At 47.3% G+C, this 14935-nt stretch carries 9 protein-coding genes, 3 tRNA genes and 1 pseudogene; 7 read left to right on the top strand and 6 right to left on the bottom strand.

Features of this window, described 5'->3' with window-relative positions; genetic code table 11:
- Positions 1–105: 105 nt before the first annotated feature.
- From AT710_01410 to AT710_01395, 4 genes and pseudogenes are all read right to left on the bottom strand, one after another.
- Positions 106–1297: pseudogene (locus AT710_01410) on the bottom strand (transposase).
- A gap of 81 nt (positions 1298–1378) precedes the next feature.
- Positions 1379–1687: a 30S ribosomal protein S10 gene (locus AT710_01405; GenBank protein ID KUO93061.1), complete on the bottom strand. Its 309-nt coding sequence runs from the start codon at positions 1685–1687 to the stop codon at positions 1379–1381.
- Between the two features lie 26 nt (positions 1688–1713).
- Positions 1714–3048 carry an elongation factor 1-alpha gene (tuf, locus tag AT710_01400; GenBank protein KUO93060.1) on the bottom strand — a complete coding sequence of 445 codons (1335 nt, stop codon included), beginning with the start codon at positions 3046–3048 and terminating at the stop codon, positions 1714–1716.
- A gap of 657 nt (positions 3049–3705) precedes the next feature.
- Positions 3706–4392: a phosphoribosyl transferase gene (locus AT710_01395; protein KUO93059.1), complete on the bottom strand. Its 687-nt coding sequence runs from the start codon at positions 4390–4392 to the stop codon at positions 3706–3708.
- Positions 4393–4703: 311 nt separating this feature from the next.
- Between AT710_01395 and AT710_01390 the strand changes: the two genes are divergently transcribed.
- On the top strand, positions 4704–6464 hold the full coding sequence (locus AT710_01390) for a chloride channel protein (protein ID KUO93058.1): 1761 nt from the start codon (positions 4704–4706) through the stop codon (positions 6462–6464).
- Positions 6465–6629: 165 nt separating this feature from the next.
- On the opposite strand, the gene AT710_01385 is transcribed toward AT710_01390, so the two are convergent.
- Positions 6630–7022 carry a hypothetical protein gene (locus AT710_01385; GenBank protein KUO93057.1) on the bottom strand — a complete coding sequence of 131 codons (393 nt, stop codon included), beginning with the start codon at positions 7020–7022 and terminating at the stop codon, positions 6630–6632.
- A gap of 219 nt (positions 7023–7241) precedes the next feature.
- Between AT710_01385 and AT710_01380 the strand changes: the two genes are divergently transcribed.
- From AT710_01380 to AT710_01360, 5 genes are all read left to right on the top strand, one after another.
- A tRNA-Val gene (locus tag AT710_01380) sits at positions 7242–7314 on the top strand.
- 363 nt (positions 7315–7677) lie between these two features.
- On the top strand, positions 7678–8544 hold the full coding sequence (locus AT710_01375; GenBank protein KUO93056.1) for an amidohydrolase: 867 nt from the start codon (positions 7678–7680) through the stop codon (positions 8542–8544).
- 300 nt (positions 8545–8844) lie between these two features.
- A tRNA-Phe gene (locus AT710_01370) sits at positions 8845–8918 on the top strand.
- 1994 nt (positions 8919–10912) lie between these two features.
- A tRNA-Asn gene (locus AT710_01365) sits at positions 10913–10989 on the top strand.
- Positions 10990–11212: 223 nt separating this feature from the next.
- Positions 11213–12907: a long-chain fatty acid--CoA ligase gene (locus AT710_01360; protein ID KUO93055.1), complete on the top strand. Its 1695-nt coding sequence runs from the start codon at positions 11213–11215 to the stop codon at positions 12905–12907.
- Here the strand turns inward: AT710_01360 and AT710_01355 are convergent.
- Positions 12904–14037 carry a hypothetical protein gene (locus AT710_01355; GenBank protein ID KUO93054.1) on the bottom strand — a complete coding sequence of 378 codons (1134 nt, stop codon included), beginning with the start codon at positions 14035–14037 and terminating at the stop codon, positions 12904–12906. The two genes, AT710_01360 and AT710_01355, sit on opposite strands and share 4 nt — an antisense overlap.
- A 143-nt stretch (positions 14038–14180) precedes the next feature.
- Between AT710_01355 and AT710_01350 the strand changes: the two genes are divergently transcribed.
- Positions 14181–14930 (top strand): Fe-S cluster assembly ATPase SufC, encoded by a 750-nt coding sequence (locus AT710_01350; GenBank protein KUO93053.1) that lies wholly within the window; start codon positions 14181–14183, stop codon positions 14928–14930.
- The last annotated feature ends 5 nt before the right edge of the window (positions 14931–14935 follow it).

Genomic DNA, 14935 nt, shown 5'->3' with positions numbered 1-14935 from the left:
GGGTCGTCCCTAGATAAAGCAGCCTCATCCTCTCTGGTTAAATACATTGAATGAGGCTTTATTTTTAGTTTAAAATAGTTTCCCGAAAAGTGAGCTACCTCGCCCTTAAGGGCGAGGCTTCCCGCTTCCCTGCCCCGCCTTGCCCATCGTTATGGGTAGTGGGCGGAGCTCCACGGGCGCTGCGGGCGGCTCCCACCCTGCATGCTTCAAGTGATTGAGAGAGGAATTATAATCCCTATCAGCCCTCCAACCAGACTGGGCACTCAAACACCCCATCACTAAGTTAAGTCCTTTACGTAGCCACACTTGGCGCACGCCTTCGAGGAATTCCTTGGATCCACTAAAACCACCTTCTTCCCATACTTCCCCAACTGATACTCCACGATGCCCCTAAGCTCGTGAAAAGCGACGTCGTGAAGCCTCATCCTCAGCCCTCTGGAAGACTTGCCGACAAGTTGCTTAACGGAGATACCTCCATAACCACAGCATCATAATGCTCCGCAAAATACCTCCCCAACTTCATGTATAGATCCCTTCTAAGGCTCTCCATGTGCTCATAAGCCCTAGCCAGCTCCATCTTAGCCTTGAACCAGTTCTTAGATAGAAACTTCTTCCTAGAGAGGGCCTTATGCAGCCTCCTCACCTTCTTAAGCGCCCTCTCATAAGGCCTCAAGTTTGGGAGGAACTCCCCATCCGAGGTCACTAGCAACTTCTCTATCCCGACATCGATCCCCACTGCCCTTCCAGTGTTTAGTAGCTTTGGGAATTCATAATCCTCAACAATGAATGAGACATGCACTTTTCCACTCCTAGTCATTTTCACCACTACACGTTTAACTTTCTCTAGCGGGAAGTCCCTATGAACGATTAATTTAAACGTCCCTAGACTTGATAACCTCAACACGAGCCTCTTATTCCCACTCGTTCTAACTTCCCTAGCCAATATCCTCCAACCGCTCTGCGGATAAACCAGGGAGTAGTACTTATGGGGTTTCTTCTCCCTCGGGAAACGCGATAACCCATCGAAAAAGCGCTGCCTAGCCTCATAGTATCTGTCGGCGATCTGTTGCAGTACCTGTGAGTATAATTGTTGGTACTCCTCATCTTGTTTCCTCAAGTCGAGGGCTAGTTGCCTCAACTCCGTGAGGGTTAATCCCTTCCCATCCCTTTGATAGAAGTACTTGTCTGCCCATCGTAGGGTGTTGTAGATCTCCGAGGCTAACCTCAATTGGGCTTTTAACGCCCTCAACGTCTGTCGATCGGCGTACGCTCTGAACCTAAACCCCACGATGGGCATCAGAAAAATAGGAACGTCACTAATTTAAAGTTATTCCCCTCATCCCAACCATAAATGGCGAGGCTTTCCCCATGTGAATAATTAGAGCAGCTCTATCTCTATTTTAACGTCCTCTGGAACCTTTATCCTCATTAATTGCCTCATAGCCCGCTCATCCGCATCAATATCTATTAGTCTCTTATGTATCCTCATTTCCCAATGATCAAAGGTATGATACCCCTGACCACTGGGCGCCCTTCTAACGGTCACCATCATCCTCTTAACGGGAAGCGGGGCGGGTCCCCTAACCCTGACCCCTAGCTTCTGCACTAAGTCAACTATGTCCCTAGCTAAACCATCCACGGCCTCGGGATCCGTCCCCCATATCCTGATTCGCGCGGTTTTAGGCATTATATCTTCACTTCAACCAAGAACCATTAGGTCTTTATTTCTACCTTAGCCGGCTTAATCTCGATTATTTGCCCAGCAGCAACTGTCCTACCCATATCCCTTAGCGCGAATCGACCGAGCGCAGCCATATCGCTGTACCTCTCCACAACCACCGGCTTCAGCGGCTTCATCCTAACTATAGCGACATCGCCCTTCTTTAGGAACTGAGGCTTCTGCTCAACGGTTTGACCGGTCCTTGGATCAAGCTTGGAAATTAGCTCAATGAACTGAGTCGGCACTGTAGCTGTATGGACATGCATTACCGGCGTGTAGCCAACGCCTATCGCGGTTGGGTGCTCCAATATGACTACACGAGCAACTATTTCCTCAGCAACAGTGGGCGGATTATTCAAGTGACCCAGTACATCGCCCCTCTTCACATCGTTCTTATCAATTCCCCTAACATTTATTCCAACGTTATCTCCTGGCTTAGCGTCCTCTAGCTTCATGTGATGAGTCTCAATGCTTCTCACATCGCCTACCTTAGCCGAGGGCATCACTACTATCCTGTCACCGTTCTTTAGTATACCGCTCTCAACCCTACCCACTATAACGGTGCCCGCACCAGTTACCGAGAAGACGTCTTGAACGGGCATTCGCAGCGGCTTGTCAGTTAGCCTAGGCGGTGGCTGTAGGGCGTCAAGAAGCTCCAATAGTGTTGGGCCGTTGTACCAACTCATTGTGGTGCTCTTGGCCTTTATATTATCGCCGGTGACGGCGCTAACCGGTATGAAGGGCACCTTGGTCGGATCATAACCAAGCAACCTCATCAACTTGCCTAGATCGGCCTTTATTTGCTCGAACCTCTTTTGGTCGAAATTAACTACATCCATCTTATTTACGGCAACTATTAATTGATTAACGCCGAGCGTCTTCAATAGGAAGAGGTGCTCCCTCGCTTGTCCCTGAGGCCCTATGGCTGCCTCGAATTCACCTGGCCTAGCGGACACTACGAGTAGGGCAGCATCTGCTTGGCTTGCGCCAACTATCATGTTCTTAACGAAGTCCCTATGACCTGGTAGATCTATGATTGTGATGAAGTACTTAGGAGTCTCGAAACCAACATGCATTGCATCAATAGTGATTCCTCTCTCCCTTTCCTCCTTAAGCCTGTCCAGTATCCAGGCATACTTGAAGTCTTCCTTTCCAAGCTTCTTTGCTTGCTCCTCNATCTCTTTAAAGCCCTTCTCATCAACGTAACCGGTCTCTAANAGTAGCCTACCCGTTAGGGTGGACTTGCCGTTATCTATATGCCCCACTACTGCGAGGTTTATGTGCGGTTTCTTCAATGCACTCTCCTGCGGTTGCTTAACTATGCTCATATCGAACTCCACTTAGGTTCTGAATTTAAAAGCTTAACTACGCCGAGGCAATTGAGAACAGAGAGAAAAGGGCAATACATTATTGCCTCCGCACTACCCCATGATGGGGTTCCCCAGTTAAGGAGACGCATCCATTAATGTAGAATACTCCCCACTCTTTCCCCTATATCCTCATCGCGAAGCGAACTCCCCTCCCAAGTTAACTACCCCGGGCCCTTACGGACTGGGTCTCCGGTGAAGAAAAATGAAAACGCTTCATCAAACTTTCACCGATCTCCTTCCTCAGAAACAAAGCCCTTGCCTCGATCCCTCATGTGGATGCGAATATATATGCCTACGTGGAGTTGGCGCAATTCAAGCATATCCTCTTCAGCCCAATCCTAATGCTATGTTTTCTGCAAACCAATCGTCCACAGGAGGCGCAGGTTGATACTGAATAATCGCCGCAAATATAACAAGCCGTCTCCAAGCATACTAGGCAGATACCGTGTTCCTTATCGAAATCCAATTCACAAACATGCCTACCGCACTTATTGCATACATACTTGGCAATATTATCCTTACATATATCACACTTATGGTCAAGTCCCATCGCTTAGGTCTCCCCGCCTAGAATCATCCCAAGCGTTTTACCTTATTAAATTATCGAACTTATATTTACTTATTAACTATGTACTCCGCCCCATTGCTTGTCCTACTCATTAATCCTAACTGCTCCAAATTGCTGAGCGCCTTACTTATATAGGAAAGAGGCACTTTCATTACTTCATCTCCATACCACNCACGCATCCTATCCAAGATTTCCGTGAGACCCCAATGCTTCTTTGACGAAGCCTCCTCTGTCACTATTCTCTTAACGAAGTTAGTCACGTCCTCGGTTATATTCCATGGATAAACGAACCACTTCCAATCGGTTACATTTAATGAATAATAATCAGGCTTGAATTTAGCTACTGTTGATATCCATTGGAGTGCCGCTGACCTCACTTCGCTTGCGCCGGCCTTCTCAGCATAGGCCTTCGCCAATGCAATGCTGTCACCCGTATCCACAATGTCATCTATGACGAGCACCCTCTTACCCATTAAGCTTTCTCCCTTTGCCTCATGCTTAATGAATGCCTTCTCTATAACTTGAGCAGTGCTAGGCCAATGAACAACTTGAACGCTCACTAAATCGGTTACGCCTAAATTATCGCAGACCAGCCTAGCCGGCACATAACCGCCGCGGGCAACGGCCATGATTACTTCGGGCCCCCATCCACTATTGATTATTTTATTGGATAAATCACGTGCCCAATCAACTATTTCATCCCAAGACACCAGCTTCACGGCAACTCTAACCATAACATTAACAACTATATAAATCAAGGTTTATGAATATTACGCAAAAACATGATTGTGAAACTCATGATAGCCTATTCTAGAGGGGATTCCATGCAGTCCACGCATTAATCTGCCTAAGCTCTTGTTGAGCTAAATCTCGCTTTTAAAACTAGATAAATAAAGGTGAAGCCCAATCATGGCTTAAGGCGTTCCCAAGCATTCTATGGTAAAGAGAACGACAAGCACCCCCTTTTAGGGTTGGGGAGGGGTTAATCCTTGTATCTGGCTGATCCGGCTGCAAACCTTAAAAATATGGATTTTCATTGTGAATCATGTCGAGGCTTTCTGCCATGGCTTATTTCGAGAAATGGTTCATACTAGGAGTTATAGCCGGCATTATAGCAGGCCTAGCCGCGGCTACGTTTTATATTCTTTTACATCTATTTGAGTTAATATTCATTGAGAAGTTAGTTGACGTATCCTATCCTAGACCTATTGGCGAGGGGGGTAATCCCCTAGCATTCACTTTTCACACTGGTAGGTATTATCTTATCCCGTTGTCTTTGGCGTTAGGTGGATTATTATCCGGGTTAATAGTTTACACCCTTGCTCCAGAGGCTGAGGGGCATGGAACGGATGCCGCCATAAGGGCTTATCATTATTTCCAAGGCAAAGTAAGGCGAATCGTAATACCGGTGAAGATAATTGCTTCAGCGATAACAATAGGTTCCGGAGGAAGCGCTGGAAGAGAGGGACCTACTGCTCAATTCTCTGCTGGTGTTGGATCAATGCTTGCGGATTTGCTTAAACTTTCGCCGGAGGATAGGAGGAGAATGGTTGCCATTGGGATAGGGGCTGGGATAGGTTCCATTTTTAAAACACCAATAGGCGGTGCTTTACTTGCGGCTGAAATACTTTATAGAAGGGATTTAGAGCCGGAAGTAATTTATCCAGCCTTAGTTGCCTCCGCAATAGGGTATGCAATATTTGGTTCCATATTCGGCTTTACTCCGGTTTTTGGGTATTATTATGAACCATTTAATCCCTTAAGGCTACCTCTCTATGGGATTTTAGGCTTGATTACCGGTGCTTTAGCCATAATGTATGTGAAGGTATTTTATGGAGTCAATTCATTTTTTAAGAAAATGCGGATTCCCAATCACTTTAAGCCAATGGTGGGCGCTGCGTCTACAGGCGCCATAGCATTATTAGCGCCGGAGGTTCTTGGAACTGGTTATGGCTGGATAGATTTAATGGAGTATGGGAGAATCAATACATTATATTCCCCACTCATCCCACCATTAATATTAATAGTTCTTTTACCGGTCCTCAAAATTCTAGCCACCTCATTCTCGGTGGGCTCAGGCGGCAGCGGCGGCGTTTTCGCGCCAGGCCTATTTATAGGAGCCTCCATTGGCGCAAGCATAGGACTATTTTTCCGCTATTTGTTTCCATCAATAGTTCCCAGCATTGCACCCTTCGTGATAGTTGGAATGGCTGCATTCTTCAGCGCTGCTGGGAAGGTGCCCTTATCCGTGATAGTTATGGTTACGGAAATGACGGGAAGCCTGCAATTGCTGCCTGGCACCATGATAGCAGTTGCAGTATCATACTTNGTATCCGGGAATTACACGATTTATCAATCCCAAGTGCCCACTAGAAGGGATTCACCAGCCCATAGATCCGAGTACGAGATGCCCCTGCTGAGATTAATCAAGGTGAGCAATGCCAAGTTGATTGACGTCAAGGTAAGAATCGACGATGAGGTAGGCAAGGCCTTAAGCATAATGCTGGAGCAAAAATTCCTAAGCTTACCTGTAATTGATAGTTCAGGCAAATTAATAGGCATTGTTTACTTAAATGATTTAAGAAAAGCCAAAGAGGAGGAATTAGTCGGCAAATACGTAGTTAGAGGAGTGCCTTATGTGAATCCTAATTCCAGCCTTGAAGATGCATGGGAAATAATGAGCAGAAACAGAAGTAGATGGGTTTGCGTAGTTGAAGACAATAAATATAAGGGGATAGTCACAATGGAGAGTTTATTGGCTGCCTATAAAGAAAGGGCACCACAATCGATCTCCTCTCCACCTTAAGGAGGAAACCCCTGGACTTGGTTACCTCGCCTTTAAGGAATCCCACTTCCTGCCCACTCCCAAATAATGAAGATCTCTCATTATCTAGGCTTAATAGCTCAGGAAACCCGCATGCTCTAATTTATGGTATCATTCTCGTTTATTAATGCCTTGAATTCGCTGGACTCATTTCTTTTCCTGGATCAAATCGAACTCAAAGCCTGCAATGAATAGTCTACCATCCATTATTAACTTTCGTCTAGCCAAGTCAAGCTCGTTCATAAGCCCCTCGCGGATCTCATACTCGACATTGCCCGTAATGCATTCCCCATTTTTTATAATGAATGAATTGGTCAACGGCTTGCTTGATCCAGACCAATCATTGTTCAGGGTTATCTTTATCCAATTAATCCAGCCCTCTAGCCCCGTCTTAGTTATGGGGCCACTGAATCTTAGCCTAACATTAAGATCCGCACCGGACCTGTTGCAGTAGCGAATCGCAGCCTCATACTTATGGTAACCACCGAGGTCCCTCGCTACATATACTATGAATCTATGAATTATTACCTCCTCATCCACGAATTATAAGAGGGAATCCTTAGGTCTTAAAGATTTACTCTGAAGAGCCAACAGCTTTGTTGAGTAATAAAAATCCCCATTAACGCAAGCAATATTTCTGATTCATAAAGAGAACGAGAAACCTCGCCCCTCAAGGCGGAGAGGGAGTTGGCACTCATGATTTCCATCATGTGGTGGGGCAAAATTAAAAAGGGCAATGCTGGTTTAGGAATTTCATGAGGGCCCGTGGTCTAGCGGCTAGGACGTTCGCCTTACACGCGAGAGGTCCCGGGTTCAAATCCCGGCGGGCCCACTTCTACTTGCCATAGAAGACCATGATTCCATGGCTTCATTCATGTTTTAATGATTATGCCGCGGTTATCGTAGATTGATTTCATGCTAATTGCTATAGATGCTTGCGGTGGATTCATTATAACCCCATATTTTGATTGTGTTTGGGCATAGCATGTTTTCTTGTAATTGCGTGTCCAATTAATGGTAACGCATATATAAATATTGCGCATAAACCCCATTAATAGACTCCATAATCTCCAACTTCAACCTAATTTACTCATTAATTCAGTCAATGTATGCTCCGAAGGGCGAGATTATTTATTCCTATGGCTTGGGGATGATTCCTAAATTAATAAAAACACCGAAATATATTTGTTGATTCATGGGCTTCATAGATGCGCATACCCATCTGATTTTCCCTAGATTAATAGGCGGCGATGTGGAGAGAATGAGGTTGGAGCTACGGGACGGCTTTAAAGCGATAGATTATGGTAGCGTTAAGGATGTAGTTAAGTTAATGGATGAATTAGGCATGGATTATGCGGCTATAATGGCTTACCCAGCATCAATATATGGCGATGTGAGCGATCTTCCCCTTAGGGTCATAAATGTGGTTAAGGAGTATGCGGATAGATTCGCCGTATTTGGGGGCCTCGATTTCCAGAGAATCAATGGAAAAAGAGAGGCCCTGGATTCGCTTGAGAGGCAGTATGAGGCCGGGATAAGTGGGATAAAGCTGCATCCAGTGCATCAATGGGTGAAACCAAATGCCTATAGAGAGGAGGAGGGAAGAGTAACTGCCCTGGAGGCCCTCTATGAATTCGCTGTGGACAATGGGCTGCCGGTCACCATTCATACGGGCACGAGCGCATTCTCGCCAGCTAGGAATAAGTATGGGGACCCAATATTCATAGATGATGTGGCGGTGGATTTCCCTAGACTACAATTACTTATGGCGCATGCAGGTAGACCAATATGGATGCAAACCGCTTTTCAATTGGCCAGAATAAGGAGCAATATATATCTGGAGCTATCCGGCATACCGCCCAAGAGACTGCTCTCCTACCTCCCCCGAATAATTGAGCTAAGCGATAAATCGATTTATGGAAGCGACATAGGAAGCCCGGGAGTAAAGGGACTCAGGGAGAACCTCGAGGAATTCCTCTCAATAGACTTGCCCAGGAACTCGCTGGAGGCAATGACATCAATAAATGCCAGGCGACTGATTAAACCATTATCGGCAATCTGACCTCCTCCCCGCCTTGAGGGCGAGGCTTTTCGCCCCCTTAACCCCCATTTTGGTAATTACCGCTTATTTCACTCAATTGGATGCATCATCCCCATTATTGAATCGATACTATGATGAACGACCCCGCGGCTCGTCCTTCAAGCATCACCGTGTAGGGGGGACACCCCCGCTCTGCCTGAATCCCAACGAGCCGACTAAATCCGTGAGTGACTTAGCCTTAAAAACATTTCGTTAAGGAACTCGATCACTCATTGGGGGGGGGGGTAAAAAATAAAAATGCCTATGCTCGATCAATGCAAGGCCCCGGTAGCTTAGACTGGGTGAGCACCCGGCTGAAGACCGGGGGGTCCTGGGTTCAAATCCCAGCCGGGGCATCACGTTTACCTAGCATAAGTATGGTCCTAACCAGCTCCGCATGGCTCCACGTGAGCGGTGCAACGCTGATTGGTTTACCGGCGCCATCCACCTGCTCAGGCAGTAGTCCTGCCTTGGTTGCCTTTGATGTGGCCCACTTGATGAGCTGAGCTGCTTTATCTAGGTTGCCGATCATTATGTTCCATTGGGCTAACCATAGTGTCGTTATTATCCAGGGATTACCGGGGCCATTAACTGCCCTTTGATACTGGTCCCCCACGTATCTCGCTAATCCACCCACGTCTTTAACCCAAAGCTTCTCCTCAATTGCCTTAACCGTGTTTATCATCAAGGGATCGCTGGGGTCAATAACTCCTAGAATCGCTAGTCCCAGNATGCTGGAGTCTAATTCCTCGTCTGGCATTAACTTGCCTCCCCTCGATGTGAAGCCGCGGATGTATAGGCCATGATCCTTCATTAAATCCCTATAATTATTTATTATGGAGTTCGCCATTGATTCGTATTCCTGCTTCTTATCCTCCTCTCCAAAGAGATCAGCGAAGCGAGCCGCGGCTCGTAGTCCAGCCACCACGGACGCAATAGTCCATGAATAGACCCCGCATCGTTCCTCCCACAAGTCATGTGATGGCAGGGGAAGCCCATCCCTTACGTACTTAACCATGAAGTCGCCCGCCGCCTTGACAAGCGGCTTATAGAAGTCCTTCACGAAATCCATATCCCTATATCTCATATAGTGCCTCCACAATGCGTATACGACAAGCGCCGTCTCATCTTCCTGTATGGGAAGTGAGCCGCACTTGGTTGCCCATGAGTGCCATGTGGATCCCCATCTTCCATCAGCCTTGTATCGATGAAACATGTAGCCATTCCTAATGGTGGATAACGCGAATTCATAGTATCGCCGCGTCACGTCGCCGTATCCGGCATCATCCAGGGCTATCGCGGTTAGGGCTGCATCCCTGTGCCACACGTATGCATATGTATCTTTAGTGAAGTACCTAAGTACATGGGTGTCGCCGCTCGCTATTATGCTGCCGTTCCAATTAACGTGAGTCATAATGGTTAGCACGCTCCTCTTATATGGAGCCAATAAATCGCTTGGAACTATTGAGAGGAGCCTAGGATCCTTATTGCTGAATGCCCGCCAGTAATCCAAGTTGCGCTTAAGCAATTTATCTGGACCCCTCTCCTTAACAAATTTAGTTAGCTTCTCCAAGTCACCATATGATTGGCCGGCGATTAGCCAATAATAAATCGTGTCACCTCCAACGGCATCCACAGCCATCGCTGAATCAACAGATCCCTGCGCCACTGAATTACCGCTTAGCTCGCCGTCCTCACAATCCCGCCAGGTTCCCTCTAATCCAGCACCCCTATACCCCACGGCGTACTGCGTTATCCCCTTATCTGTGGACGCAGCGAACCACCTATCATCCTTATAATGAATAATTGAGGATAATTCCGGGTCATAGAGGGCGGTGTCGCCNACATCATTCTCCTTTATGGTGAAGTCATGGGTGAGGAACAAGCGAACCCTGCCCTCCCCCCTTATTTTAATGCGCCTAATTAGGATTGGAACAACAAAGTCCACGGTATCATTTATCTCCAACTGAATTCCACGTGCATTAACCGTTACGGCGCTCACCAACGTGTCATCGATATATGACATGGATGGGGATGAATCATGAATCCACGTGAATCCATCCCGCCAAATCCCTATCCTGAAGTATTGCTGAAGCGAATGATTCTCCTTCCCCATTAATGGGTAATAAATCTCCCTCATGAAGTACTTATCATCAAAGAACACGCTTAACTTGCCATTACTTAAAACCAAGTGCCTAACCATAACGCTGAACTATGCGTCAAATTAATTAATTTTCTGTTGACCCCTCACTAGAAGGGGTCGGGATTATCGTTACTTTATCATCTAGTTATAGAGTTCTATGATGCCGGAACGAAAAAAATTAAAACCCAATCATTGATTGGCGGTAAGGCCGCCGTAGCTCAGCTTGGTGGAGCGATGGGCTGTTAACCCATAGGTCCCGGGTTCAAGTCCCGGCGGCGGCGCCAGGCCCATAAATGATTGCCATTTATAACCTATCATTGGCTAAGAGCATTAATGGGATGCATCTTGTAATGCATTATTCTCATGGGCGTGATACACTTTTATGCTTGTAGTAAGTATAATTACAGTAAAATATAATTATCATGTGTTAATCGATGGAACATAATGGTCATAGGCCATTTCTTCGCTTGCTCTATATGGGAAAAATGTTATTAATTACTCATGTAGATGCCATTCATGGAGGACGCATTTGATTTTTACAAAAGTAAACCATGGACGCGGAACTACGACGAAGGGGTGCCGGGGGAACTTGATATAAGGACGTTCCCATTATATGAGATCCTAGATAATCACGTAAAAACAATCCCAAGCGAGACCGCCATTATATTCATGGGTCGACGCATCACCTATGGAGAGCTCGGTGAATTAAGCGATAGATTCGCTGGGGGACTGCGGAGGCTCGGGGTGAGGAAGGGTGACGTGGTTGCCCTTCTCCTGCCGAATTCTCCTCAATTTGCAATAGCTTACTTCGGTGCATTGAAGCTGGGCGCAGTCGTGACTCCCATGAATCCGCTCTATACTCAGCGGGAGATAGATCACCAGATCCATGATTCGGGAGCCAAGATAATAGTGGTGCTTGATCAATTCTATGATAAAGTAAAGGAGGCTAATATAGATATTATTGTGACCAGCATAGCGGATTACTTACCTAAGCGGCTTGCGGTGNCTTACTCAATAATGAATAGGGGACCGCGAATTAATGCCCATAGATTCAAGGACCTAATTAAGTCAGAGCCCCTAAGGGATCGCGTCAGCATTGATCCCTCCAATGACTTAGCCGCCATAATGTATACGGGAGGCACGACCGGGATACCCAAGGGCGCCGAGATAACTCACGCCAATATAGCGGCGAATCTACAACAATTATCGGCCATAATACAGAACGTAGAGCGTAAGGCTAATGTGAAGAGGGGGGTATGGATGGGCGTCATACCATGGTTCCACATATATGGCATGATAACCGTATTCCTGGATGCCCTATATGAAGGCGGGGAAATAGTGGCTATGCCTAGGTTTAATCCCAAGGAGGTAATGAGCGCAATTGAGAAGCATAGGGTTACCCTCTTCCATGGCGTTCCAACACTCTACATAGCTCTCCTAAATAGTCCCTATGCATCTAAGTACGACATGTCATCGCTAATAGCCTGCATATCGGGAGCGGCGCCGCTGCCCCATGAGGTTGCGGAGAAGTTCGAAAAACTAACTGGAGCAAGGCTGAGGGAGGGATACGGCATGACTGAGACAGCTGTTGTTACTCACGTGAATCCCATACTGGGGAAGTACAAGGTGGGAAGCATAGGAGNTCCAATACCGAATACGATAGCGGCCATAGCTGATCCAGATAAGCCGCAGCTCCTGCCGCAGGGAGAAACTGGGGAACTCGTCATATCGGGGCCCCAAGTAATGAAGGGATACCACAATATGCCCAGCGATAATGAGTTGGTGTTTTTCCAGTGCTGCGGCCATAGATGGTTAAGGACAGGGGACTTGGCCTACATGGATGAGGAGGGCTTCTTCTTCATCGTTGATAGGAAGAAGGACATGATAAAGTACAAGGGGTACAGCGTATTCCCAAGGGAGATAGAGGAGGTGCTTTACCAGAATCCATGCGTTAAGGAAGCGGCTGTCGTGGGTATACCGGATCCAGTTTCAGGCGAGGTGCCGAAGGCATTCATAGTGCTCAAGGATGAGTGCAGAGGCAAAATCTCGGAGAGCGATATAATGGATTTCCTGAAGGATAAGGTGGCCCACTATAAAATGCCGAGGCAAGTGGAGTTCAGGGATGAGTTGCCCAAGACGGCTGTGGGCAAGATATTGAGGAGAGCATTAAGGGAAGAGAAGCAGCGCGGCAATCATACTTAGCTGGATTTAATCATCATCAATGCATCGCTCTCCCTGTAGCGCCTACCCCTCCAGATTATTTCCTTGGTAATCAATGTGGCGTAAAGGACAATCAACGTAAAATAGAGGTTAGGTATTGAGAATAACGCGTGGAGGCCGGGCTTAATGTATGGCTTATGGCTGGGATTTAGGCGAGCAATGGCGGATGCACGGATATACTCCTTAGCCGCACCCATTGGGAAAANTAGGAGGGGAAGGAGGGAGAACCAGCCAATTATGGGAAGAAGAAGCGGAAGAAGGGAGGCAAGCGACATGATTGTGTAGGAAACAAGTGATGCTTGGAAGGCTTTCGTGCCGTAGATCTTCACATACCACATCTGCCTCACCGACCACTTAAATGCATTCCTCAAATCCTCCTCGGCCAGGGAGAGAACAATTGCGCCCGGCTCGAAGACTATCCTCATGCCTGCCTCATGTAATTTACGCGTTATTAAGTAATCATCGCTGAGGTAGAGGGGCAGTAGATCGATTATTCCCGAGCGCAGCACGAAACTCATTGGTAAAGCGGTGGAGCCGCCCCACGTGAATCTGCTGGCATTGCTCTGCATTCCAGTTAAGCCAAGGGAGCTGAAGTTAGCCATGAGAAGCCCAGCCGCGCCTCGACCGATGTACCACCTATACGTCGTCGATGCTGTGAATGAATCCACGTGGCTCACTAACCTGCGTAGCCACTCCTCATGGGGCTTTATATCGCTGTCACAAATGATAACTATATCCGTCTTCACTTCACGTAATGCACGTGATAACGCCGATCCCTTGCCCGATGCATTGCCTGGATCCTGCACCACTATCCTGGGGTTCGGAATGATGCGGGAGACTATGGGTAGCGCTGGATCGCTTGGTGAGTCGACGGCTATTATATAGTTAATTCTGCCTCTATATCTCTGGTTAACGATGCGGGNTAAATTATCTTCTAGATCGACATCAACGCCCCTCATCGGCATCACTATTGTGATGTCCGGCTCAACTTCATTATTCCCCATCAATCTAGTGCTCCTCCAGTAAATTACTTCCCTCACCAGTGAAGCGGTGGAGGCAAGTACTCCAAGCAGCATTAATGAAATGAGCATTATCGCGATAATCATTGGCATGAGTCCTGGATTCACATGCGTAATTAAGTTATTCGCGTGGGCTCAGGGGTGCGCTGAAAAATGATTATCATGCAGTGCCTAATCTGCGTATACACTAACGTAAGATTTATAATCAGTGTCACGCATACCAGGTAGGTGTATTCATGAACACTACACTGGAGACGAAGGATCTTTATGCGTCGGTGGATGGCAAGGAAATATTGAACGGCATAAACCTCAGCGTTAGTAGTGGAGAGGTAGTTGCATTGATGGGGCCAAATGGAAGCGGAAAGACAACTCTATTCATGACGCTAATGGGTCACCCACGCTACACGGTGACGCGGGGATCCATATTATTAAATGGCAATGATATAACGAAGTCCCCGCCGGAGGAACGGAGCCTCCTTGGATTAATGATGGCGTTCCAAAACCCCGTTCCGGTGCCCGAGGTGAGATTAACCACATTAATAACGGCAATGGTTAATAAGAGGATGAATAGAAAATTAACTGACTCACCGCCGCCTCAAGTAGTGGCGGAACTCATTAAGGCCACGAGCGAGGTGGGGCTCACGCAGGCCCACTTGTCTAGGGGGACTAATCACGGATTCAGCGGAGGCGAGGCAAAGAGAAGCGAGGTTCTTCAACTCTTAATTGCTAAGCCCAAGGTAGCGTTACTGGATGAGCCGGATTCCGGGCTTGATATCGATGGAGTGGCCGCAGTGGGTAAGGCAGTGTCGAGGCTAGCTGAGAGAGGCACCGCTGTGCTGCTCACCACGCATCAGGCCAGGATACTTCACTACGTGACGCCGAGGCGCGTCCTAGTCATTAAGGGCGGTAGAATAGTTGCCCAGGGCGGGCTTGAGGTCGTCGAGGAAATCGAGAAGACGGGTTACGAGGCTTTCCTTAGGAGGTGAGGGCA

It is taken from the genome of Thermocladium sp. ECH_B (genome assembly GCA_001516585.1).
Lineage (GTDB): Archaea > Thermoproteota > Thermoprotei > Thermoproteales > Thermocladiaceae > Thermocladium.
Note: the sequence above shows the minus strand (reverse complement) of the source record. Positions and strands in the feature narration are given on the sequence as shown.

Bases quoted from the DNA above. Each gene is read 5' to 3' on its own strand.
- AT710_01375 (KUO93056.1), top strand. From the start codon at position 7,678: ATGGGCTTCATAGATGCGCATACCCATCTGATTTTCCCTAGATTAATA.
- AT710_01405 (KUO93061.1), bottom strand. From the start codon at position 1,687: ATGCCTAAAACCGCGCGAATCAGGATATGGGGGACGGATCCCGAGGCC.
- AT710_01350 (KUO93053.1), top strand. From the start codon at position 14,181: ATGAACACTACACTGGAGACGAAGGATCTTTATGCGTCGGTGGATGGC.